The organism is Rossellomorea aquimaris (assembly GCF_020172085.1).
GTDB lineage: Bacteria > Bacillota > Bacilli > Bacillales > Bacillaceae_B > Rossellomorea > Rossellomorea aquimaris_E.
On sequence record NZ_JAIVAT010000006.1, the window covers coordinates 1 to 24,674 of the forward strand.

A 24,674-nucleotide genomic window follows, 5' to 3' on the forward strand; every position below is an offset into this window, starting at 1 on the left:
GCCGATATAATCTGGATTTCGCCGTTAAAATAAAAAAATCGCCGATAACTGCTCATTCATTACCTCATTGATCCTCTACCCATAAAAAACAGCCTGAAGCCCCTGGGCTCCAAGCTATCCTTTCAACAAATTTCTATTCAAACGTCCCCTTCACGACGGCCTCCCCGTTCTCCACCATCAACTGCCCTTTCGCAAACACAGAATTCACTTCAAGTGTGTGTTTTTCCAATAACACGATATCAGCGTCCTTTTCCACCCCGATCTCACCTTTTTGCTTTAATTTCAGGATTTTTGCGGGATTTGAGGTAATCACCTTTATCGCTACTTCCAACGGAATTCCTTCTTCTTGAACAGCATCTTTCACTTCACTGTAGAGACTTGATACCTGCCCGATTTGCAACCCGATCAGCTCTCCTTCAGAATCAAAGTTCGGGAGGCTCGCTTGTCCATCGGAAGTAAAGGTGATTTGTTCCACTGGTACATTTGCATCCAGCATACGCTTAAGCGCTCGACTGCACTTTACTTCGCCGTCCTCCAGGAACTGAGGGATGGTACTGGTGGTAAAATCAACATACCCACCTCTCAGTGCAAATCTGATCCCCGCTTCAAAGAGATGAGAGTTCCGGTTAATATGTGTTGGATAAAACTGTTTTATTGGTATGTCCGTTGTTTCTACGATTTCTTCCAGGAGCCTCAAATGATCATAACTATCTCCCACATGGACATTGACAATTCCAGCTTTACTGGACAACATTCCTCCAATTCTCGCAGCGGATGCAATCTTTGCTAATTCGTTGACCGTCGGTTGGGAAGAGCGATGATCCGCAATCGCCACTTCACCAACACCAATGATTCTATCTACTAGCATAAGATCATCTTCAATTTTACCAGTGAGCGTTTTGAGAGGTACCTGATAAGAGCCGGTTTGCGTATAGCAGGTGATTCCCTCTTCTTCAAGACCCCTCGCCTTCGCTATTAGACTAGCCATCGTTCGTGTCGTTCCATCTGTCCCAATGACTCCGACAAGTGTAGTGATACCTGCAAGAGTAGCTTGAGTCAGCTGGATTTCCGGAGTTCTTGTACGAAAACTTCCCTCTCCACCTCCACCCATGATATGCACATGTGAGTCAATGAATCCCGGCACAACATATTTCCCTGTTGCATCGACGACTTTTATATCCACAAAATGAGCTGGAAGCTCAATACGATCTTCAATGAACCCAACTCTATTTCCTACCAGGAGGATATCTTTTTTCCCTAAATATGCTGGAGCATAAACTTCCCCGTTTTGAATTAATGTAAGCATGATGTGTGCTCCTTTCACTGCGTATAAATGATCGCACCAGGTAAGGACCAGGTGCGATTAATAATTAAAATCCAATGAGCGTTGCCGTTATGACAAAGATGGATGATAGAACAAATAGGATGAGCATAAATTTAATGATGAATTTTGCCCACACACCCCAATCGACTCGTGCTGCGCCCAAAGTGCCCATTAAGGCGGCAGATGTCGGAACTAGAATATTCGTTAAACCATCTCCCAATTGGAAAGCCAGTACCGCTACCTGGCGGGTGACTCCAGCGATATCTGAAAGTGGTGCCATTAACGGCATCGTCAGTGCTGCCTGTCCAGAACCAGACACGACAAAGAAGTTGAATATAGATTGGAATACGTACATGCACCAGGCAGAAATGGCTTCCGGAAAGTCCCCGACCACTTGTCCCGCCCCGTATAATACAGTGTTTAATACAGAAGGGGCATCTGGCGCATCTCCGCCAAGTATGATAACGATCCCTTTCGCCATCCCGACTACGAGTGCTGCAGGCAATAAATCTTTGGCACCTTCTATGAATCCATTGGCTACATCATCCCAGGACATTCCATTTAATTTAAACAAAACACCGATGACTCCCGCAACCAGACCAATCGTAAAGAATTGACTTGCAATCTCAGGAATATAGTAAGCATGCTCCACCACTCCCCAAATGATCCAGGCAATTCCGACCGCAACCGTTAAAATGACCAAAGAGTGACCCAACGTGAATTTAGTATCTAAATGTCCCACTTTTCCTTCTTTACGGAAATATTCATCCGTCATGTAAGAAAGACTGCGTTTAGGATCTTTTCGTATCGCATTAGCATATCTCCAAGTGTAGGTGATCCCTACTAGTGTAAAGATGACCCACATGACGATTCTAAAGCCTGATCCTGAAAGAACCGGAACTCCTGATACCCCTTGTGCGATTGCCACACCGAATGGATTCATCCAAGATGTTGCAAACCCAATTTGGGTGGCTACATACGTAATCATGATTCCCGTGATAGCATCATAACCGATGGCAATCATGATTGGTATTAAAATCATGGCAAAAGCGATGGCCTCTTCCCCCATTCCAAAAACGGCTCCACATAATGAAAATAAGAAGAACATGATGGGAATGATGAGGGATTCTCTTCCCTTGGTTCGATCAATCACCTTCAGAATCCCCTCTTCAATCGCTCTTGTTTTCATTATGATTCCAAAAGCTCCTCCAATAATGAGGATAAAAGCGACTACCCCCACAGCAGATCCCCATTTATCACCAGACACAAGTCCTTCAAATACATAATTCAGGAAACCTATCCCTCCTCCTGGTTCAAACAGGCTCGTTCCTTCTCTGATTAAATGACCATCCTCATCCTTTAAATAACTGAAAGAATCAGGGTTTAACACCGTTTTCGTCTGTTCCTCCCCGTCCTGCATATACGTGATCTCTTCTGTTGCAAACTGCCCTTTAGGAATGACATACGTTAAGACAGCAGCGGCCAGTACGACGAAAAACACAATGATAAATGTATGTGGCACTTTCCATGCCTTTTGTTCTTTCTCCAATTCAAATCCCCCCAATTAGTAAATGAATGTACTTCAATTCCTTACTTGCAAGTTCTATGCCAATATACAATTATCTGAAAACACTAACTTCAATCCCATTTAAGGTTGAAAAAGGTTAGAATATAATTAACCATAAACCACCCAATAACCATTAGGAGGATTCGATATGAAACATGAATTAATTCTGTTAGCCGGCACAAAAGAAACAAAGAAAGCCCTTAAAGAACAATTACAAGCCGTTTTTGGAGAATTGATCTACATCACTAGCTATGCTTGCGACGAAGGCATCCCCAAATACTTTACAGATTCATTGATCGTATATTCTTCATCATTAATCGCCCCTGAAGTACAGGAATATATCGATTTCGATTCCTGTACTATCATCCAAGCTCGCCGGACTGTGAATTATGAATACATTGACCGCATTTTTGAATTACCTCCAGGAAAGAAGATCCTCTATGTCAACGACTTCATCGAAACAGCTCAAGAAGCCGTTTCTACCTTAAAACGACTTGGGATTGATCACGTAGAATATGTCCCTTACTCTCCATTAAGAGGGTATCCTGGACACATCGATACTGCCATTTCACCTGGAGAGATGGCAAGCATCCCCTCTTCCATCCCCAACAAGATTGATATAGGTGTAAGACTGATCGATTTAAATACAATCATGAATATCATCTCCTACTTCCAATTATCTGAACAATTGACCATTGATATAACCGATCGTTATACACGAAAGATTATTGAGCTCAGTCAAAAACTCGGAGCCATCAACAGACACGCGAAAACGTTGAATAAATTTTTAACCAAGGTGGTGGATGGAGTCAACGACGGAATCCTGGCCTTTCAAGAGGATGGGGAAATCACCGTTTTTAATGAAGTACTCGAAAGAATGTTAGGGATCACAGCAGTCCATGCCAAAGGAAAAAAATTGAACAGGGTGTTCAAAAACATTGAGTTAAACCATTTCCTGACATCCCATCAGGATGAAGATCAGAAATACTTCACACTCCGTCAGCAAAACGTGATGGTTTACCGTTTCAGATTAGAGGCCGAAAGAGTCATAGTGGCTACATTTAAAGATATGGAAGAAACCCTCGAAATGGAAAAAGTCAGAAAACGCGAACTTCAGCGCAGGGGATATATTGCCAAGTATACCTTTGACAGCATATTGGGAAACAGTCGACATATCATTGAGACCAAATCGATTGCAGGAAAACTAGCACAGAGTGAGCTCCCTATCTTGATCTACGGAGAGACAGGCACAGGAAAAGAATTGTTTTCAAGTGCCATACACAATGTTTCCTCCCGCAAACACAACCCTTATCTGGCCGTTAACTGCAGTGCATTACCAGAGGATCTATTAGAAAGCGAATTATTCGGTTATGAGGATGGTGCCTTTACAGGGGCCAAAAAAGGCGGTAAGACGGGATTATTTGAACAAGCCGACGGCGGCACACTGTTCCTCGATGAAATCGGGGATATCAGTCTGAAGCTGCAGGCCAGACTGTTAAGGGTTCTGCAGGAAATGGAAATAAGAAGGATTGGAGGAAACAAAAACATTCCGGTGGATGTCAGGATCATCGCAGCCACAAATAAGGATCTTCAAGCTTTAATAAGAAAAGGTACGTTCCGCGAAGACCTTTACCATCGATTGAAAGTCTTATCCCTACAACTTCCAAGCTTACGGGAAAGACGTACGGATATCCCACTCCTGATTGAAAACTTCTTTCTAACGGAACAAAGCAACATTACAACCATTGACGATTCCGTCCTGGAAGCCATGACGAAAGCTCCGTGGAGTGGAAATATACGAGAGCTAAAGAATACTCTCCTGTATATGATGACCGTTGCAGAAAACAACCGATTAACCATTAATGAGCTACCGGTAAATGATCATAATTTCGCTGAAAAAGAGCAAACTATTAGTAACCATTCTCTTCCGGAAATCACAATGTCTAAATCCGAGGAATATATCAATATCCTCTCAGTACTAGTGACGCTCTATGAAAATGGACAGAGGGCCAGCCGTCAGAAACTTCACTCATCGCTCGGACAAAGCTCAACACCTTTATCTGTCCAACAAATCAGGACACGACTGAAAGAGCTCCAGGAGTTGGGATATATCCACATTCAAAGAGGAAGAATCGGTACAGAAATAACACCTGCAGGAGTAAAGTGGTACAAGAATCAGAAGGAGAATGTTTTAACAATTAGATGACGGGGTATCTTTATTTTAACCGGTTAGAAACAAAGAAGAGTTTTCACGTTACAAAAAGTCGAGGTGATTTAGATGGTACGTACGATATTAATGGTGATTGGTGCAATTGTTGTGATTGGCTGGATTATCAGCATGCTGTAAAATCCACATTAGCCAAACATATTCCTGCTATTATTTAAGATTTTTTAAAGCACAGGAGCAGAATGGATCTTCCCCCATTCTGCTCCTTATTTTTCTACACAATATTTAGATTCACCCCATCCCTCACCACTTAAAGAACTTACTGAAAAAGATTAAATATTTTTAAAACGGGTAAACAACAAATATCCTAATACAGAGGTGAATGACATGTATAGACATATCCTATTAGCATATGATGAAACAGATGGAAGTAAAAAGGCATTAGATGAAGTGACAAAATTAATGAAAGGTTCCATAGACTCCACCTTGACTGTACTCCATATTTCAGATGAAAAAACAGCGACTGCACCGCGTGACAACTATACGCCGACTCATGCGATCGCAGACACGTCACCTGGCTTTGACAATCAATATATGGGGAATCTATCGGTTTCACCAGATAACAAAGTCCATACGTCTGATGAGGGACGCCATGAAATCAGGACTCCCTCTTCCACTCATCCATTTTTGGTAAATGCGAAAGAAAAGCTTGCTCCCCATGGAGTAGACGCCAACTATATTCATCTATCCGGTTCGGAAGCGAAGCGCATATGTGAATACGCCAAAGAAATACAGGCAGACCTGGTTGTAGTGGGAAACAGCGGAAAATCCGGCATGAAAAAATGGGTACTCGGAAGTGTAAGCGAAAAGGTTGCCCATGACTGCGAATCAAGTGTACTGGTCGTAAAATAATCTATTCACCAGAAAGGGACGGACCTTTTACAGGTCCGTCCCTTTCTTTGCACTCTATCCCACCGTCAATTCATCGAAGCGTTTATGACTGCTCTCTTCATCAAAGCTACTATAGATCCGGTAATCCTCAGCATCTAATATACGATAATGCTTGCTGAACAAATTTTGTTGAAGGATGTACTCATCCGTTCTCTTAATATCTTTCCACCAAATCTTGCCTCCGAGGGTCTTTTCCTTTCGATAGTCGATCCCTTCACGCGCAATGGTCTCTATGACTTCAAGAGGTTCTCCTCCAAGACTCGCCATCAGGGTTTCACTGTCCTTGAACAACGCACAAATGGCAACGGAAGTAGTCCATCCTGCCATCACTCTCCCCTTCTCGACCTGTACCAGTGTCTTTTTCGATACGCCTATGACAGTAGCCATTTTGTCTTGTGTATAGCCGGCTTCTGTCCGAATCAGCCTTAATTTTTCGGATATGATTAAGATAATTTCTTCTTTTGTCATGGATTCACACCTCATTTGATTATAGTGTAATTTTACACCTAACCCAGTCCTTTTTTCAATCTCTATTGAATATTTCTTATGGAGCCCATCGATTTTTGTATCCCTTTGGTAGATTCATTATACTTTTAGTTAAACTAAATGCTTTAAACTTAAGCGATAAATCTATCTAAACACTGCATAAATTGCAAATACAATAGGAAATCGCATTTCTTCAAGGAGGAATCATAATGAAAAAAACGATCATAGTTCTGATCAGAGAGGATTTGAGAATAGATGATCATCCCGCTCTCTTTGAAGCATCACAGGAAGGAAACGTGATTCCACTGTTTATTTTGGATGAGGCTGCCTCGTTCGGTGAAGCGAAGAAATGGTGGCTGCACCGTAATATTGAGACCTTCAAGGACACCCTTCAATCCATTAACGGCGATCTTTGGCTCGACAAGGGAAAAACAGAGGAAGTCCTTCCAAGGTGGATCGAGAAAACAAATGCTCAGGCTGTTTATTGGAACCGAGCATATCACCCTGAAGTGTACGATAGGGATCGAAAACTGGCTCATTCATTATCTTCTCAAGGAATTGATGTAAAAACCTTTGAGGGTACACTCCTTTTACCACCATGGAACATAAAAAAAGACGATGACTCCCCTTATAAAGTATACTCGGCTTTTTACAAGTCACTCAGGAAACAAGACATTCCAAAACCACGCCCTCCGGTTAGACAGATGAACGTTCCACAACTTAAAGACACTGGGATGAGTCTTAAGGATTTAGGGTTCATGCCATCTGTTCCATGGTATCATGTGATGGAAAGCATATGGGATCCAGGTGAAGATGCGGCTTTGAAAAGAATGAACGCATTTCTAGAAAAAGGCTTGCACGTTTATTCAGAAGGCAGAGATTACCCAAGTGAGGGACATATCTCCACCTTGTCTCCTTATCTAGCTCTCGGGACCATATCTGTCAGAAGGATCTTTCATACACTAGTCGAAATGGACAGCAAACCGATTGAACCTTTCATTAAACAGCTGATTTGGAGAGAATTTTCATACACAGTTCTCCTCCATTTCCCAGAATCCCCAGCTCGCCCACTTAACAAAAAGTTCGGTGACTTTAAGTGGCAAACAAATGAAGATGATTGGGAAAAATGGACAAAAGGCAAAACCGGCTATCCCATTGTGGATGCAGGGATGAGGGAATTATGGGCAACAGGATTCATGCACAATCGAGTGAGGATGATCGTCGCTTCCTTCCTTACCAAGCACCTTCTCATCCCATGGCAAAGAGGGGCAAAGTGGTTCCTTGATACCCTGATTGATGCGGACCTCGCCAATAACTCTATGGGATGGCAGTGGGTTGCAGGATCAGGCTTTGACTCAGCCCCTTATTTCCGAATTTTCAACCCTACACTACAGAGTGAAAAGTTTGATAAAGACGGGGCTTATATCCGCATGTGGGTTCCTGAATTAGCAAACCTTCCAAGCCCATATATACACAAACCAACAGACGCCCCCGCTGCTGTGTTGGAAGAGTGCAAAATCTCAATGGGGAAAGATTATCCTTATCCCGTCGTCGATCACAAAGCAGCACGCAAGCGGGCTCTGGAACGCTACGAGGAGATAAAATAGCTCTTGACTGCAACAAAAAGGACCCAATCAATGATTGGGTCCTTTCAAGTTCTGTCTTTAATCTCTCAAACGCAACTTAACAGTATCAAATTCTTCCTGTACTTCTTTAGATGGCGGATTGCCAACAAAGCTAAAGATGAATATTGCAATGGTAGCAAAGATAAACCCTGGAAGAAGTTCATAAATATCAAAGAGTCCTCCCGTTAACTGCTTCCATACAATAACCGTTACTGCACCTGTGATCATACCTGCAAGTGCACCATTTCTTGTCATGCGTTTCCAGAATAAGCTTAGGATCACGACCGGTCCAAATGCAGCACCGAATCCTGCCCATGCATAACTTACCAATTCAAGTACTTTACTATCTCGGTCATATCCAAGGAAAATGGCAAGAATCGCAATGACCACTACTGAAATTCGACCGACCAGCACTTCTTCTTTCTGACTTGCTTCTTTTCGGAAAATCGCTTTATAGAAATCCTGAGCCAAGGCACTTGAAGAAACAAGAAGCTGAGAATCCACTGTACTCATGATTGCTGAAAGGATGGCGGCAAGTAAGAAACCAGCTACCCAAGGATTGAATAATACTTGCGAGAACATGATGAACACTGTTTCAGAATTCTCTAATGGAGAATCTGCAAAATACGCAATACCTGAGAAACCGATGAAGATTGCCCCGAATAGGGAGACAATCATCCATACCATACCAATCAAGCGTGCTTTAGGAATTTCTTTCGTTGATTTAATCCCCATAAAACGAACGATGATATGAGGCTGTCCGAAATAACCCAATCCCCAAGCAAGAAGCGATACGACTCCGACAAATGTCGCTCCTGTGTAAACATTCAGGTAAGATGGATCGATGCTTGATACAGCACTTACCGTCGCATCCCACCCGCCGATCTCAGAAATAGCTACGATCGGAATGATGATTAAAGCAAGGAACATCAGGATACCCTGGATGAAATCCGTCCAGCTGGCTGCAAGGAATCCACCAAAGAATGTATAAGAAAGGATGACTCCTGCACCAACCCATAAAGCTAGTCTGTAATCCATATTGAATGATTCTTCAAGTAAAATTGCTCCACCCACTAAACTTGAGGAAGTATAGAACGTAAAGAAGATCAGAATGATGACAGCAGAGAACACTCGAAGAATTTTGCTTGAATCATGAAAACGGTTTTCGAAGAAATCAGGCACTGTAATTGAATCATTCGCGATTTCCGTATACACACGGAATGGCTTGGCAACAAATTGCCAGTTCAAGTACGCACCTACGGATAGCCCAATTGCTAACCAGATTGATCCCATACCACTTGCATAAATGGCACCAGGCAACCCAAGCATCAACCAACCGCTCATGTCGGAAGATCCCGCACTAAGGGCAGCTACTCCGGCAGTTAATCGCCTTCCTCCTAAAACATAGTCGGATAAGTTACTGGTTAACTTCGCTGCCATGTAACCAATAACACCCATTCCAATTAAATAAATAATAATCGATGTTAACGTCTGAATATTAATATCCATAATCTACTCCTTTGTTTGTTCTGTAAAAAAAGTGATGATTGATAAAATGATCAATGTCGGCATTGGGATTAATAACCATAACCAGGTTCCCATTGTTAATTCTTCACCCAATTTTGATACCCTCCTTCTTATGCATTTCAGTGTATTTTTTATACACTTTGTTTTTTAATGTTAAATTCCCGGCTGATGTAGACACAAGATTTATCATACCATAATACAGATTTTTTTAAAGTTTTCTGCCTTTAACAGGAAGAAACACATGAATAAATATACGATAATATTCGATATTATTGCCTTATACCAACTATTCCTCTATATTTATTCACAAAAAATTATTTAAATTTATTCAAAATACAGTACTTTTTTCACATCTGATTAAAATAACGCACCAAGAAGATACGCTTTATTCATAGTTTTTTCATAATCGAATTTTTTATCCCTGTTCATTGTGTCAAAAAATATCTCAACCTCCTTGTCGATGACACCCATTTTCTCTGAAATCCCATGAATTAATTGATGTTTCAAGGACTTGTCGTGGCCATTTGAAATAAATTCTTCTTTCGTTTCACCTGCAAGACCCACCCAAAGAACCTTCTGATGATTAATTTGTGTAAATGCCGGATATGTAAATACTCGATCAATATACCCTTTCATAATGGCCGGCAAACCATACCACCAAATCGGAAACACAAAGATCAACGCGTCATATCTCTTTAATTTCTTCCTTTCCTTCTCCACAATATGGGAAGGCTTCCCTTTTAGGGGGTTATCCCAGCCTTCTTCTCCTTTTTCATCTAATATCGGATGGAATTCCTCCCGATACAAATCCAATATGGATGATTTACATTCTTTATCGAGAAGACCTTTCTGAATATGCTTTGTGATGGAAAATGTAAGTGAATTCGTTCGGGGATGGGCAACAATCATAAGTACTTTCAAGAAAAACAACTCCTTAAATGGACTTTAGTGATTACTGTGTGACAGTCTCTATTCAGGATAACATACTGACTTTTCATCAATTCCGTTTCCTATACTTTGTCATAAGTGAGGGGAGAAAATACAGGACTGGTAAGCTTCACGTCTTTCTCCACAAAAAAGAAGGTAAAATCATGATGATTTCACCTTCCATTATAGTGATAGTATGAGATACCCCAATCGGTTATCCTTCACCTCGTTGTATCTTAATCGTTCTTTTTTTCTCCGTTTCGGATACAAATAGGGCACAAGCAGCATCACCAGAGATATTGATGGACGTACGCGCCATATCCAACAGACGGTCGATTCCCAAGATCAGGCCGATCCCTTCAACAGGAAGATTTACACTGCTTAAAACCATGGCAAGAAGAATCAGCCCGACGCCTGGTACACCTGCCGTACCTATACTCGCCAATACAGCTGTAAGGACAACAGTAATCAGCTGTTCCATGGAAAGATCTACATTATATACTTGGGAGATAAACACAGTGGCCACCCCCTGCATAATTGCTGTACCATCCATGTTGATCGTAGCTCCTAAAGGTTGAACAAAGGAGCTCACCGATTTGGAAACACCCAGTCGTTGCTGGGCCACATCCATTGATATTGGAAGGGTTGCATTACTGCTTGATGTACTGAACCCAACGCTCATGGCAGGACTGAAGTTCTTAAAGAACCAAATTGGGTTCTTCTTTGCCAGAAGGAGAATGGTTCCTCCATATGTTATGAACGCGTGAACAAGCAATGCCGCTAATACGACAACAAAATAAAGCCACATCGCTTTCAAAGCACTGGAACCCTGACTTCCTATTGCTGAAGCGATCAATCCGAAGGTTCCGTATGGGGCAAATTTCATCACAAGGGTCACAAGATACATCATCAAGTCATTCCCTTGTTCGACAAGTTTCAAGATGCCTTTCGTCTTCTCTCCCAGAGCGGTCAATCCGAACCCGATGAAGATGGCAAAGGCGATAATCTGAAGCATATTACCCTCAGTCATAGCCGTAAGGGGATTTTTAGGGATGATGTTCATAAGGGTTTCCCCTACTGGAGGAGCTTTTTCTGTTTTAAACCCTTCTGATTGGGAAGTATCGATTCCTTCCACCAAACCTGGATCGATGATATACGCAAGCGTCAAACCAATTACAATGGCAATGCATGTTGTTAATAAGAAGTAGACGATGGTCTTCAGTCCGATTCTCCCAAGCTTCTTCGGATCACCTAAACCTGCTGATCCAAGAACAATCGATAGAAAGACAATCGGCACCACAAGCATGCTGATCAGATTTAGAAATATTTTCCCCAGAGGAGTAAAGAGATAGGGATCTAGTATATCGAATAAATCTTTTGCAAAAATATTTAGGATTAATCCCACTGCCGCACCTAGTATCAAGGCGGTGATAATCTTCGTTGTTAAGTTAAATTTCATAGATGAACCTCCCTATAATTTTCCAAATAATATAAAGGTATTTACCCTCATACCTTTCTGATAAAACCAAATTTTTTGAACTTTCAGCAAGAAAAGCCTCTCTCCGATTTCTCCTGTCTGCCTTGTTCATTTAGAAATCTGTATTCTCCTTCTACCATTATACTGATTTTTTTAAAAATTAAAGGTGAATAAAGGCGAATCGCATCCATTTTACTATACGGCAATACCTCTATCTCATAATTTCAGGTATTTCAGTGAATCCATTCTACCAAAAATATCTTTCCAATAATTTCTTTTCATCATTCAAGGATTAATCCATACGCAATTGGGTAAATAGTAATAACAGCATGAAAATAGAAAGGAACATACGATTATGAATAAAACAGTCTATTTTCTTTCAAGTAGTCAACAGCGCAGCTTGATAGCTGAAGGGTGGGCCGAGAAGCTCAATGTGTCAGACTGGTCTTTCAAAAGTGCCGGATGGGTTGCTGAAAGTCGTACTGAATTCAGTATCTTAGCCATGAAAGAATTATGTATTGATATTAGTTCACTTCCTCTAACGCGCATTGAGATGAAAGAACTTGGTGACGCCTCGGTGATCGTTGCGATTCAGGATACAGAATATGACGATAAGATTGAACTGCCAACGGAATTACAGGAAAAGGTCATCTATTGGAATTTACCAAATCCAAGTAAACGGTCCGCAAATTTGATTGAAGAATGGGTTCATTATCAGGAAATTTGCGACGAAATCGCCATGAAAGTGAAAGATTTAGAAAATATTCTCCCACAATTACATTAAGAGGACTGATTACAAGGAACAGGTTTATGTAATCAGTCCATTTTTTTTAGGTGAAATACTCAAGCTTTGCTTTAGGAAAATGCTTCTCCATATATGCGTAAAGGTGATCTTTGATCTCCTGCTCTTCATCTTTTTGATAAATGTACTTCCCTATTCCATATTTACCCCATTTATAACGGCGCTCTTCTTCATTTAACTCAAGCTTCGTCATCGGATAATTTTTTTCAATCACTCTCTTCGCAGGCTTTGTAAAACGATGTTGAATGAATTCGAAGGTTAAATCCTTCTTGGCTTCCTCGGGTAGATGGGCTTCGAGGTGTTCGAACATTTGCTTATAGCCTTCCTGCCATCCTTCATGGATATATATGGGCGCCACGATGAAACCTAATGGATACCCTGCCCTGGCAACCTTACCTGCCGCCTCCAGCCTCTTATCCAATGGGGAGGTTCCTGGTTCAAAATTCTTTATGACATAATCCGCATTAATACTGAAACGGAATCTCGTCTTCCCATTATGCTTCGCATCCAACAGGTGATCGACGTGATGGAATTTCGTAACGAAACGTAATTTACCATACTCCGATTCACCAAAGTGTTCAATCGCCCGTTTAAGCGTATGAGTAAGGTGATCCACTCCCACGATATCGGAAGTACAAGCCGCTTCAAAACGTGTGAACTCAGGTGCTCTTTCCTCGATATATCGATCTGCAGCCTCAAATATTTCATCTACATTGACATATGTGCGAATATAGGGTTTGCTCCCCATTGTAGTTTGAAGATAACAGTAATGACAGTGCCCCATGCACCCTGTGGCAAACGGGATGGCATATTCTGCAGACGGCTTTGAAGTATCAAACTTCAAGGTTTTACGGACTCCTACCACCAGGGTGGATTTAGCAATTCTGTATTTCTGGAAATGGTTTTCCCCAGGGAGATTTCGGACCTGATTATGGGAGGTAGTATAACGGATCTCCACATCCATATTCTCGAACTTTTCCTTTAATTGTTTCCCCAATGGATAATCCAGAGCATTAGGCTCAAAATAGACCAATTGAGGCACGAACGGTTTCACCATATTATTCCCTCCTAAAGGTCTCCAAATGATTGAGTATATGCCTGTTCCGCCTCTGATTCTGTACGATAAACAGCTACTTCATGGGTTAACGGATAATAGGTCTCATATAGAAATAATGCTAACTCACCCGGATTTTCCGGATCGTGAACAACCGCTGCTTCCTGAACATTGGCCACACTTTGAGTATGCGGGTTTCTGTAAATCACATATACAACATCACCTGCTTGATAAGGGGTATATTGATTGTTTAATTCCATTTTTCTCACCTTTTTCTACAAGTCATTAGTATCATTTTCTGTTAAGAAGGGTGGAAATATAATGGTAAAAGATGTTTATAGGTATACGGGTTTAGAGAAAAAGAGGCTGCTTCTGCAATGCAGGAGCAGCCTCTTTTCTAAATCCCGTAAAATTCCTTTGTATTCCTGAATAGTTGCTTGTATACAGCTGATTCTCTCAACCCTTTTAATTCGGCAATCATTTCTACGGAACGGTGCATCAAACCGGGATGGGTCATTCTATTCTGAAAGACACCCTCAAATCTCCAGGGGCCGTCTGTTTCCACCATCAAGCCCTCGATTGGATATGTCTTTACAAGTTCTTGAATTTCTTCTTCATACAGAACATCAGGTGTGATGGATACGCTATACCCTTTTTCAATCATGCGTTCGATCGTTTTCTTATCTCCTTTAAACCAGTGAAAGTGCGCTTTATTCACTGAATGCTTCTCCAATAGATCACAGATGATCGGAGCATGTTCATAAATCCCATGAAGGATGATGGGTTTATCCAGTTGCTTTGACTGAATGATAAAGCGTTCAAGCATTTCAATATAAGGCGTGAGGGACAAAGAGGGATCTTCTTTCATTTTATAATAAGGAAGCCCCACTTCCCCGATTGCGACAAGTTCTCGATGATGTCTCTGAATGAATACCAGGAGTTCATTTAATTCCGTTTCAGAAGGAAGTTCTTGCTCGGGATGATGACCCGCTGCCGTCTTGACCCGCGCATCCCTCCTCGCAATATCTAAATTCTGCTTGGAAGATGCTAGATGAAATGACACAGATATGAGGGCTTCTACTGAATACAACCCGAGCTCCTGGAGTATTTTTTCACGTTCGAATGGCTCATAAAGGTCAAGGTGAACATGGGCATCTATGAGAGAAGATCTAGACATATTGAGATAACTCCTCAAAGATATTCGTTTTCCATTTAAGGAACTCCTCCGTTAATAGGATCCCTTTATCACGCGGGCGGGAAAAAGGAACTTTGAATTCCTTTTGCACCCGTGCAGGCCTGGTAGATAACACAATGATACGGTCAGACAAGAAAAGTGCCTCATCAATATTATGAGTAACAAACAGAACCGAACTCATATCCTCTTCCCATATCGAAAGGAGCCACTTCTGCATGTCCAACCGGGTAAATTCGTCCAAGGCAGAGAAAGGCTCATCCAGACATAAAAAGGATTGTGGACTTACAAGTGCACGAATAAAGGCGACGCGCTGCTTCATCCCACCAGAAAGATCTGCTGGGTATGCTTCCTCATATCCCTTTAAACCGGCACGTTCAATCATATTCATCGCTATTTGCCTATCCTTTTTTCCATGTAACTCCTGACCAAGCATCACATTCTCAATCACCGTACGCCACGGCAGAAGGGACGGACTTTGAGGCATATAGCTGATGGAGCCCCTCTGACCACTTATCGACTGACCATCGAGACGGATATCTCCTGAGTCCGGTGTGAATAATCCACCAATGACATGAAACAGTGTGCTTTTCCCGCTTCCAGATGGTCCAAGTATCGAAACAAATTCACCCTCTCCGACCGTAATGGAAAGATCATCAAGGACAAGTTCACCATCGAATGACTTGGACATGTTTTCAATAGATAAGGTCGTCATATTACTTGTCCTCCTTTCGATTCCACTTCACCATGATATTTTCTAACAAAAGGATGATACCGAAAAATACCAGGCTTAGGAGCATGATCATGAAAATCGCAACAAAGACCCTGTCGGTCCGGAATGAAGACGATGCGAGTGTCATGTAAACACCTATTCCTTTCTGGGCACCTAACCATTCAGATATCACCGCTCCCATTACACTATAGGTAGCTGAAATTTTCAATCCGGAGAAAATGGAAGGCAGGGCATGTGGCCACTCCACTTTCCTGAATATCTGCCCTTTTGATGCTCCCGACATCTTCATATATAGGATGTACTCTGCATTCGTCTGTCTGAATCCATCCATTGCTGAAACCGCCACCGGAAAGAAGCAGATCAACGTAATGACGATGATCTTTGGTAACAATCCAAATCCAAACCAAATGACAAGTAAAGGCGCCAAGACGATAATAGGTATATTCTGCGACAGAATCATCAGAGGATAGAAGGCTTCCCTTACCTTTGGCAGGAGATGGAGCCCAACCGCTGCCCCGATTCCGATCGAACAGCCAATCACAAACCCTACAATTGTAAGGAGCGTCGTTGAAGCAAGATGTCCCTTGAATGCAGACCACGAGGCAACACCTTCTGACCAAATGTCTGAAGGGGAAGGCATCAGCCAAGCTGGCACATCAAATACTCTTATGCTGACTTCCCAAATGATGAATAAAAGGATGAGGACCAAGAAGGGTCTCCATCCTTTCGATAGCCATGTTCTCATCCTTTATACTTCTCCGTTAATTGGTTCATTTCAATTCCATCGGGCTGATATAATACTTTGATTTGTGAGATGACGTTCTTGCTTCCTATTTCAATCATCCGTTCATTCATTTGTTCAATCACCTTAAATAAATCTGATAGATTTCCTTCCATCGTCGTTTCTAAGGGATGGACTTCATATCGGACACCTGATTGTTCTATGATGGCAATCGCCTCATCAACATATGGAATGACATCTTCGCCGTTCTTTGTCTTCGGAATGATTTGTATACTTACGAGTGCGTTCCCCATTTTATTCACCTCTTATTTCGGTAAGAATTCGTTCGTGAATGCTTTCTTGCTTTCAAGTTTCTTATCTAATAAATCATTATCATACATCCAAGATGCATAGTTCTCCCACACTTCAAGCTTTTGCTCTCCCCATCTTTCAGCGTCATCCTGATACTTAGGGGCTAACCATTCCTGGCTCTTCATGACTAATTCTTTATCAAGATCAGGAGCTGCTCCCAGAAGGATTTCACCTGCTTCTTTCGGGTTGTCGATGGCATACTCGTACCCTTTGGAAGTTGCGGCAAGGAATGCTTTAACCGTTTCTGGATCTGATTCGATCATTTTTTCATTTGTTGTCAGCACCGGAGTATAATAATCCAATTTCTCAGAATAATCCTTTACATACATCATGTTCAGCTCTTCACCGCGAAGCTCAGCCTCGATACCAGTCCAACCATAGTAAATCCAGGCAAAATCAACATCTCTCTTGACGGCAGTAAAGAAATCAGTGTCTCCCATATTAATGAAATTCACTTTTTCTACATCGGCATTTTCTTGTTTCATGATGGAATCCATCACGGCTTTCTCAACAGGGGACCCCCAGCCGCCATAGCTTTTCCCTTCAAAATCCTTTGGCTTTGTAATACCCTTACTCTTGGGGGATGCAAACCCCGAAGTATTATGCTGAATAACAGCAGCAATGGATACGAGAGGAACATCCTGGACTCTCGCCTGTGTGACACTTTCCTGGTAGCCTACACCGAATTCTGCTTTCCCTGAAGCAACAAGTTGATCGGCTCCGGATTCTCCAGGTAGGATGATATCGACATCAAGTCCCTGGTCCTTAAAGTAACCTTTTTCTTTCGCTACATATAATCCTGTGTGATTGGTATTTGGTGTCCAGTCGAGTACAACCGATACCTTTTTAAGACCTTCTTTCTTCTCATTGGCTGTATCTTTCCCGGCACTACAGGCCGTTAGTAAAAATACTGAACAGATGATGAACATCCATTTTTTCATCTTGTTTCCTCCTTAAATCTTTTGCAGTTTCAACGTTTATTCCATTATTCTTCGCTTATGAAGGTAAATGAATGTAAAACAAAAAAGCGTCCCGGGCTGAAAGCCTTGGACGCATCATTAAACTTGGTTATGTATCGTTTAAGAGAATGTTTCCTACGCTGGTATCAGCCAGTTCAGGTTCAAAGGGTCAGCATCTAAAGGATACAATCTCAACCGGCCATTCCGGTCCCCCTACACATAGAATATGAAATTAACGTTATCTTCTTTCCTACTGTGCCATAGAACGGTTTGTTATTCAAGTATTTCCTTTTAAATTTAGGATCTCTTTTCGCAAAGAGTGTATTGTTATTCTCGCACAGACTATAATTTTCAGATGCTCTGTCACCTGAGTCTGTGGAAGAGGGTGAAGGGAACTAGTGTTGACAGAGCAAAATGGTTCATAAATATTCAAGAATGTGAATTAGTACTGTCTTGGACAGTTGATTGGAGTGGGAATCAATCACAACCCTATATATCCAAAAGCAACAATCGTTTACGAAAACAGCCTTATTTTAATCCCTGAAAATAATCAGAATTGATCAGTTCCTCAATGAAAAGCATGCAGGATGAGCCCGCTTCTGAATACCCTTGGTGTGAATACAAAAATGCATACTGCAGAAGGAAAAGGATGATGATAGACGGCAATAGTCGATTCTCTGTGGTGGTCAATGAGGTATTGCTTTCATATCCGTCTAGAAACACTTGTATACATCTGATTGAATCGTATCTCTTCTTGTTCGCGCTATTCTTGAGAAGACCTGCGAGGAAGTAAGCGATGTCTGTAATACGGGGGGCAGTCCGAATCCGCGCGAAGTCAATGACACCGATGATTTCTTCCCCCTTCATCAAGATGTTTCCCGAGTGGAAGTCACTATGAACAATTTGGTGTGGCAACTGAGTGTAGTATGACTTCCACCCCTCTATTCTTGATAGTAATCCTGCACCACGTTTTCCGATCGATGTGTTTCCAAGTACGGACATCCACTCTTTTACATGACGTTCAATATCCCAATCCACCACTTCCTGTTGACTGCGATACCCTTCAAAAAGGAGATGAATGTCTGAAAGGTATGCCCCTGCATTTGCTAGTGCTGTCATAGAATATATCTTTAAAGACCTTCCTTCCAGGGCTTTATAAAGTGAATATATTTGTTCTCCTTCTTTCACAAACGGGTACCCTGAAGAAGTTAATAATGGTGATTCAACACAATGGCGGTTTTCCAATAGATAGGAGGTTAAATAGAACTCCTCCCACCTTTTCTCAATGGATAAATCCTCTCTCTTCTTTAAATAATATACTTTCATTCCTTCCTTCACTCTTGCAACATTCGGATGAGGGCCCAGTGGCTCTATGAAAGTGGGATCCACGTCCCAATGTCGTAATATACCCCGCAGAGGTTCAATCATTTCTATTTCCTTTCAAACCGTAGTATTATACTGATAGTATGACTTTGAAGTATTATCTACATACAAAGGAAGAGAGGTTACATTCATGCAAAGAATACAAATGACAGAAGACTTATCTTTCTCCAGGATCATTCATGGTTTATGGAGACTTGCGGATTGGAATCAATCGAAGGAAGAAACATTATCACTCATTCAACATAATATTGAAAACGGAATCACAACCTTTGACCACGCTGACATTTATGGATCATATACGTGTGAAGCTTTATTCGGAGAGGCACTTGCCCTTGACCCCACGTTACGGGGGAAGATGGAAATCGTGACGAAATGTGGAATCGTCCTGCCTTCGGATAATCGACCAGATCATCTAACACACCATTACAACACGAGTAAGAAACACATTCTCTCTTCAGTGGAGAACTCTCTCCAGAGCTTAAAAACGGACTACATCGACTTGTTATTGATACACCGACCAGATCCATTCATGAATGGTGAAGAAGTGGCCGAAGCCTTCACTCAATTAAAAGAAGAAGGAAAAGTACGACATTTTGGTGTTTCCAACTTTAAAGATCATCAGTGGAATATGCTTCAATCCTATTTGCCTTTTCCATTAATCACAAACCAAATTGAACTATCTGCTTACCACCTGGAGAACTTCGAAGACGGGACATTAAATCTGTGTCAAGAAAAACGTGTTGCACCAATGGCATGGTCACCACTTGCCGGAGGGGCAGTCTTTAAGGGCGAAGATGATAAAGCAATCAGACTTCAACATACATTAAAGAAAGTCCAGGAAGAAACAGGGGCAAAAGGAATCGACGAGATTCTGTATGCATGGCTTCTTAATCATCCGGCGAACATTATGCCTATCGTCGGGTCAGGTAAGAAAGAGCGGATTCAAAACGCGATTGATTCCCTCTCCATCACATTGAATCATGATCAATGGTTCGAGATCCTCCAAACATCCATGGGTCATGACGTACCATAATATGGTCCCGTATCAAATATAAAAAGACGATCCTTTTCCAAGGTCGTCTTTTTTAGCGAGCCATATCTCCACCAACATAATATTCAAGGTAGACATCCTGTAATTCATTCATCGACAGTTCGTAAAGCTGCTTTCCGAAAGATTTATAAACGCCAATCCTTAATAATTGCTGTATATAAAAATCCTTTTTAAATTCGGATGTTTTTTTCTGGTGTGTTTTCGTTTCTTGATGTAGCATGTTCATCCCTCCAATTGAGGATATACCCCAATGAAGGAAGGGAATAAACATTCTTTCAACCATTCGAGAAAATCTCCTGAAAGTCTGCCCTGTCCGTTCGGATTGTTCAAGTACAGCAGTGGTGATGACTGCCCAACGCTTTTTCCCCTTCGATTTGAATGGTTGCGTGGTGAATGTCAAACTCCCTTTCCAGAAATTCCGAAAGCTGAGATAATATCACATCCCGATCCACTTCATCTTCTACCACCACATGACAACTCATAGCCGTGTATTCAGAAGTGATACTCCACACATGAAGGTCATGAACTTCAATAACTCCTTTCAGGGCGGACATGCTTCTTTTCACTTGGTCCATATCCACATTTGCAGGAGATCCCTCCATTAAGATATGAATCGAATCCTTCGTTACTCTCCATCCGGAAATGATGATGAGGATCGCCACGATGACAGAAGCGATCGGGTCTGCCAGATTCCAATTAAAGAAGTAAATCAGGATACCCGCAATGATGGCCCCGACCGATCCGAGCATATCTCCCAGAACATGAAGAAATGCACTGCGGACATTCAAGTTATGCTCTGTATCTCCTCTCATTAGAATCCAGGCGACAATGATATTAACCACTAAACCGATGACGGCGATGATCATCATACTTGGTGATACATCGGGTGTAACGATAAAGCGACGGTATGCTTCCCAGAAGATATAGAGGGAAACAAGTATCAGGGTGATTCCGTTCAGAAATGCTGCTACGATTTCAAATCGTTTGTAACCGTAGGTCTTCCCATTATTGGAGGCCTTTTCCCCTATATAAAACGCGGCGAGACTAAGCCCCAATGCCGCTGCATCACTGAGCATATGCCCTGCATCCGAAAGGAGGGCGAGACTATTAGTCATTACGCCCCCGATCACCTCGACAATCATAAAGGTAAAAATGAAAAGAAAACTGATCAATAATGCTTTTTTATTTTGAGTGTGGCCATGACTGTGATCGTGACCCATATGAAATCCCTCACTTTCGATCTTTTATCCTGAGTAGCCGAAGGCCATTCAACGTGACAAGTAATGTCGCACCCATATCGGCAAATATCGCAATCCATAATGTAAGCATTCCTGGAATGACTAGTAATAAAGCAAGAAGTTTAATTCCGATTGCAAAGGCAATATTTTGTTTGATGATGGTAAGAGTACTACGGCTCAAACGAATGATATAAGGTAATTTTCTCAAGTCATCATTCATTAAGGCGATATCGGCCGTTTCCAATGCAGTGTCCGTTCCTGCTCCCCCCATGGCGATTCCAACGGTTGATGCCGCAAGAGCAGGGGCGTCATTGATTCCGTCTCCGATCATAGCAACCCTTCCGTAGGTATCCATATAATCCTTAACGAAACCTAGTTTTTCTTCTGGAAGAAGCCCGGCCTTGATTTCTCTGACCCCGATCCTGGTTCCGATTGATCTTGCCGTTTTTTCATGATCACCTGTCAACATGACCGTTTGCTCCATCCCCATCTGGTGCAGATCATTGATGACCTCCCCACTTGTATCCCTCACCTCATCCGCCACGGCTACAATTGCTAAAGGAGTATCAGCCGTTCCAAATACCATAACGGTTTTGCCTTCTCTTTGAAGATTTTCTATTTCAGTTGACGGCGTATGAGCAAAAAGACTTTGAGAGCCGATATAGTATCTCTTATCGCCGATCAGTCCACTGATTCCTTTACCCGTGTGGGATTGAAACTCAAACACTTCACAGCTTCTATAGTCCATTTCCATGTCTTCTGCTTTTTTCATAAATGCGTGCGCAAGAGGATGCTGTGAATGAAATTCAAGTGCGGCCATCATCTTCCATAAATCCATTTCTTCCACATCGCCTAAACGAATCATATCCGTTACTTCAGGGACTCCCTTCGTAAGAGTACCTGTTTTATCAAAGGCAACGGCCTTCAACCTTCCCAATTCCTCCAAATAAACGCCGCCTTTGATCAGAATGCCGTTTTTGGCTGCATTCCCGATGGCTGTAACGATCGCTACCGGAGTGGAAATAACCAATGCACAAGGACAGCCGACGACTAACACTGATAGGCCCTGATACACCCAATCAGACCATCCCGCACCAAATAAAAGCGGTGGAATGATTGCTACAAGGAAGGCAATCACCATGATGACCGGTGTATAATATTTTGCAAACACATCGACAAATGCCTGTGAAGGAGCTTTCTCACCCTGTGCTTCCTCAACTAAATGAATGATTTTGGCCAGTGTCGTATCTTCTATCCGTTTTGTGACCAATACTTTTAAATGGCCTTCCTCATTTAACGTACCGGCAAATACGGCATCACCACGGACTTTTTCCACCGGAACCGATTCACCTGTGATCGCAGCCTGATTGACGAAAGAAGAGCCCTCGAGGATATCCCCATCCATGGCAATTTTCTGACCAGGCTTCACCAACATGATGTCCCCGACTTCTATATCCTCTGCATCGACGATCATTTCAAAACCGTTGCGGATGATGAGTGCCTGCGGGGGAGCGATGTCCATGAGTGAGCGGATTGACTCCCTCGCTTTATCCATGGAATAAGCCTCCAACACTTCACTGATGGCAAATAAAAGGACAACAATTGCCCCTTCGCCCCATTCTCCTATGAATGCTGCACCGATAATCGCGATCGTCATCAGCGTCCTCATATCGAATTCGAGTTTAAGCAGGTTCTTGAAGCCTGCTTCAAATAACCGATACCCACCCGTTACAATCGCTGTAGCAAATGAAAGGGTTGAGAGAAAATGACTATTTTCTACACCCATTAAAGGTAATGAATATGCAATCAGGATAAAGAATACTGAAACAAGTAAATGCTTGTATCTTCTATAAAACGGCTCTTTTTCTTCCTGAACCTTTCTCATACCGTCTTCTGTTAAGCGAAGCCCTTCAAATGCGCCTGCTTTTTCTACCGACTCCTTTGTAGTGTCTCCGTATACAGTAATCTTGGCAGCACCAAAGTTGACCTTTGCATCTATCACTCCATCTAGATGCTGAACATTCTTTTCGAACTTGGCTGCACACCCTGCACAAGTAAAACCTTCGACCCGGTATGTTTGTTTAAGGGCAGCTTTACTAGTCACGTTCCTCCACCTCCAACTGATGTGTCACTGCAATCTCAATCAATTGTTTTACGTGATGATCATCCAAGGAATAATAAACGAGCTTTCCTTTTTTTCTGAATTTAGCCAATCCCTGCTTTTTTAATAAACGTAAATGGTGGGACGCAGTTGCAGTGGACGCCCCTACGATGTTCGCCACATCACACACGCATAATTCGTCTTCCACTGTTAGTGCGTACGCAATTTTCATTCTCGTTTGGTCGGATAATGCTTTAAAAATCTCCGCCACTTTAGACGTATTTTGTGTTAAAAGGTCCATTTTTAAGCGATTGACCTTTTCATTTTCCACACAAGACACTTCACACACATCTATATCTTTCATTTATACACCACTCCTCATTCAAACACCCTTTTGAATATAGTATATAAGAAGGCCGAAAAATGTTCAAACATTCTTTTGAATGTTAATTTTTTTTGGGGGTTTCCAACTATTGATATTCAGTACGGGTAACGACTGGTTGGGTTCTTCCCCAACAAAATAAAAAAAGCCCCGAAACCGGAGCTTTATAGAAGCCTAATTAATTTTGTTGAAGTTTTTTACGGTCGCGTTTCATGAAGAGATCGAGGGTGACCCAGAATACGACTGATGTAATGGCGAAGATGGCGATGGCGAAGTAGATGTCTTCTGTTTTCCAGTCTAATCGTGGGATAAAGAGGCCCAGTACGCCTGATAATATATAGTAGCCGCCAATTAATTTCAGGTATAATCTGCCGGTTTGGGACTGAACGTTTTCCAGATAGCCTTTTCCTGCTTTGCCGAAGAAAATGGCTATTCCTCTTACAATGACATAAACCGAAAAGGCAATGATAAGGGCTACAACAAACTCTTGATTAAACACGTCTGCCATAATCGTTCTCCTTTCCAACTATTCATTCTAAATGATTGTATTGTTCAAGAATATTCTCTATGATGAAATCATGCATCAATGTTTTGAATCGTTATATTTTAGAATAACGGAATAAGACATGCAATGC

Annotated in this window: 24 protein-coding genes and 1 riboswitch; of the genes, 5 read left to right on the forward strand and 19 right to left on the reverse strand. The window is 42.0% G+C overall.

Annotation, left to right across the window (positions count from 1 at the left end; all coding sequences use genetic code 11):
* Positions 1-133: 133 nt before the first annotated feature.
* Positions 134-1,306: a beta-aspartyl-peptidase gene (gene iadA / locus LCL96_RS11945; RefSeq protein WP_224941703.1), complete on the reverse strand. Its 1,173-nt coding sequence runs from the start codon at positions 1,304-1,306 to the stop codon at positions 134-136.
* 64 nt (positions 1,307-1,370) lie between these two features.
* Entirely contained in the window at positions 1,371-2,873 is a 1,503-nt protein-coding gene (gene yfcC, locus LCL96_RS11950; RefSeq protein WP_224941704.1) for a putative basic amino acid antiporter YfcC, read from the reverse strand.
* 166 nt (positions 2,874-3,039) lie between these two features.
* On the opposite strand from yfcC, the gene LCL96_RS11955 reads away from it, so the two are divergent.
* Together LCL96_RS11955 and LCL96_RS11960 are read left to right on the forward strand one after the other, a co-directional pair.
* Complete coding sequence (locus LCL96_RS11955; RefSeq protein ID WP_224941705.1) at positions 3,040-5,097, forward strand: sigma-54 interaction domain-containing protein; 2,058 nt, start codon at positions 3,040-3,042, stop codon at positions 5,095-5,097.
* 348 nt (positions 5,098-5,445) lie between these two features.
* Positions 5,446-5,970, forward strand: coding sequence for a universal stress protein (locus LCL96_RS11960; protein WP_224941706.1), 525 nt, complete (start codon positions 5,446-5,448; stop codon positions 5,968-5,970).
* 54 nt (positions 5,971-6,024) lie between these two features.
* On the opposite strand, the gene LCL96_RS11965 is transcribed toward LCL96_RS11960, so the two are convergent.
* Positions 6,025-6,477, reverse strand: coding sequence for a helix-turn-helix transcriptional regulator (locus LCL96_RS11965; protein WP_224941707.1), 453 nt, complete (start codon positions 6,475-6,477; stop codon positions 6,025-6,027).
* 227 nt (positions 6,478-6,704) lie between these two features.
* Here LCL96_RS11965 and LCL96_RS11970 point away from each other — a divergent pair, with 227 nt between their 5' ends.
* Positions 6,705-8,102: a cryptochrome/photolyase family protein gene (locus tag LCL96_RS11970; RefSeq protein ID WP_224941708.1), complete on the forward strand. Its 1,398-nt coding sequence runs from the start codon at positions 6,705-6,707 to the stop codon at positions 8,100-8,102.
* Positions 8,103-8,159: 57 nt separating this feature from the next.
* Here the strand turns inward: LCL96_RS11970 and putP are convergent, their stop codons facing one another.
* The 3 genes from putP to LCL96_RS11985 form a co-directional block, all read right to left on the reverse strand.
* The gene (putP, locus tag LCL96_RS11975) at positions 8,160-9,629 is read right to left on the reverse strand and encodes a sodium/proline symporter PutP (RefSeq protein ID WP_224941709.1); all 1,470 of its coding nucleotides are present in this window, start codon (positions 9,627-9,629) and stop codon (positions 8,160-8,162) included.
* Positions 9,630-10,004: 375 nt separating this feature from the next.
* A complete protein-coding gene (locus LCL96_RS11980) occupies positions 10,005-10,568 on the reverse strand; it encodes an NAD(P)H oxidoreductase (protein WP_224941710.1) in 564 nt (187 codons plus the stop codon).
* 220 nt (positions 10,569-10,788) lie between these two features.
* Positions 10,789-12,033, reverse strand: coding sequence for a dicarboxylate/amino acid:cation symporter (locus LCL96_RS11985; RefSeq protein WP_224941711.1), 1,245 nt, complete (start codon positions 12,031-12,033; stop codon positions 10,789-10,791).
* Between the two features lie 373 nt (positions 12,034-12,406).
* Here LCL96_RS11985 and LCL96_RS11990 point away from each other — a divergent pair, with 373 nt between their 5' ends.
* A complete protein-coding gene (locus tag LCL96_RS11990) occupies positions 12,407-12,835 on the forward strand; it encodes a phosphatase (RefSeq protein ID WP_224941712.1) in 429 nt (142 codons plus the stop codon).
* 46 nt (positions 12,836-12,881) lie between these two features.
* On the opposite strand, the gene splB is transcribed toward LCL96_RS11990, so the two are convergent.
* From splB to LCL96_RS12030, 8 genes are all read right to left on the reverse strand, one after another.
* Entirely contained in the window at positions 12,882-13,910 is a 1,029-nt protein-coding gene (splB, locus tag LCL96_RS11995) for a spore photoproduct lyase (RefSeq protein WP_224941713.1), read from the reverse strand.
* 11 nt (positions 13,911-13,921) lie between these two features.
* Positions 13,922-14,167, reverse strand: a complete 246-nt coding sequence (locus tag LCL96_RS12000; protein WP_224941714.1) for a transcriptional regulator SplA domain-containing protein — start codon at positions 14,165-14,167, stop codon at positions 13,922-13,924.
* 137 nt (positions 14,168-14,304) lie between these two features.
* Positions 14,305-15,084 (reverse strand): TatD family hydrolase, encoded by a 780-nt coding sequence (locus LCL96_RS12005; RefSeq protein WP_224941715.1) that lies wholly within the window; start codon positions 15,082-15,084, stop codon positions 14,305-14,307.
* Positions 15,077-15,814, reverse strand: coding sequence for an ABC transporter ATP-binding protein (locus LCL96_RS12010; protein ID WP_224941716.1), 738 nt, complete (start codon positions 15,812-15,814; stop codon positions 15,077-15,079). Before LCL96_RS12010 ends, LCL96_RS12005 begins: the two co-directional genes overlap by 8 nt.
* A gap of 1 nt (position 15,815) precedes the next feature.
* Positions 15,816-16,577 carry an ABC transporter permease gene (locus LCL96_RS12015; RefSeq protein ID WP_224941717.1) on the reverse strand — a complete coding sequence of 254 codons (762 nt, stop codon included), beginning with the start codon at positions 16,575-16,577 and terminating at the stop codon, positions 15,816-15,818.
* Complete coding sequence (locus tag LCL96_RS12020) at positions 16,574-16,867, reverse strand: MTH1187 family thiamine-binding protein (RefSeq protein ID WP_224941718.1); 294 nt, start codon at positions 16,865-16,867, stop codon at positions 16,574-16,576. Before LCL96_RS12020 ends, LCL96_RS12015 begins: the two co-directional genes overlap by 4 nt.
* 12 nt (positions 16,868-16,879) lie before the next feature.
* Positions 16,880-17,866 carry an ABC transporter substrate-binding protein gene (locus LCL96_RS12025; RefSeq protein WP_224941719.1) on the reverse strand — a complete coding sequence of 329 codons (987 nt, stop codon included), beginning with the start codon at positions 17,864-17,866 and terminating at the stop codon, positions 16,880-16,882.
* A 133-nt stretch (positions 17,867-17,999) separates the two neighbouring features.
* Positions 18,000-18,109, reverse strand: a riboswitch (TPP riboswitch).
* A gap of 303 nt (positions 18,110-18,412) precedes the next feature.
* Positions 18,413-19,312: a phosphotransferase gene (locus LCL96_RS12030; RefSeq protein WP_224941720.1), complete on the reverse strand. Its 900-nt coding sequence runs from the start codon at positions 19,310-19,312 to the stop codon at positions 18,413-18,415.
* A gap of 85 nt (positions 19,313-19,397) precedes the next feature.
* Here LCL96_RS12030 and LCL96_RS12035 point away from each other — a divergent pair, with 85 nt between their 5' ends.
* Entirely contained in the window at positions 19,398-20,300 is a 903-nt protein-coding gene (locus tag LCL96_RS12035) for an aldo/keto reductase (protein ID WP_224941721.1), read from the forward strand.
* Positions 20,301-20,352: 52 nt separating this feature from the next.
* On the opposite strand, the gene LCL96_RS12040 is transcribed toward LCL96_RS12035, so the two are convergent.
* The 5 genes from LCL96_RS12040 to LCL96_RS12060 form a co-directional block, all read right to left on the reverse strand.
* Positions 20,353-20,538 carry a Fur-regulated basic protein FbpA gene (locus tag LCL96_RS12040; RefSeq protein ID WP_224941722.1) on the reverse strand — a complete coding sequence of 62 codons (186 nt, stop codon included), beginning with the start codon at positions 20,536-20,538 and terminating at the stop codon, positions 20,353-20,355.
* Positions 20,539-20,644: 106 nt separating this feature from the next.
* Positions 20,645-21,538: a cation diffusion facilitator family transporter gene (locus LCL96_RS12045; protein WP_224941723.1), complete on the reverse strand. Its 894-nt coding sequence runs from the start codon at positions 21,536-21,538 to the stop codon at positions 20,645-20,647.
* Between the two features lie 10 nt (positions 21,539-21,548).
* Complete coding sequence (locus LCL96_RS12050; RefSeq protein ID WP_224941724.1) at positions 21,549-23,660, reverse strand: heavy metal translocating P-type ATPase; 2,112 nt, start codon at positions 23,658-23,660, stop codon at positions 21,549-21,551.
* Complete coding sequence (locus LCL96_RS12055) at positions 23,653-24,021, reverse strand: ArsR/SmtB family transcription factor (protein WP_224941725.1); 369 nt, start codon at positions 24,019-24,021, stop codon at positions 23,653-23,655. The genes LCL96_RS12050 and LCL96_RS12055 overlap by 8 nt, the downstream gene beginning before the upstream one ends.
* Before the next feature lie 196 nt (positions 24,022-24,217).
* Positions 24,218-24,547: a hypothetical protein gene (locus LCL96_RS12060; protein ID WP_224941726.1), complete on the reverse strand. Its 330-nt coding sequence runs from the start codon at positions 24,545-24,547 to the stop codon at positions 24,218-24,220.
* Positions 24,548-24,674: the final 127 nt, after the last annotated feature.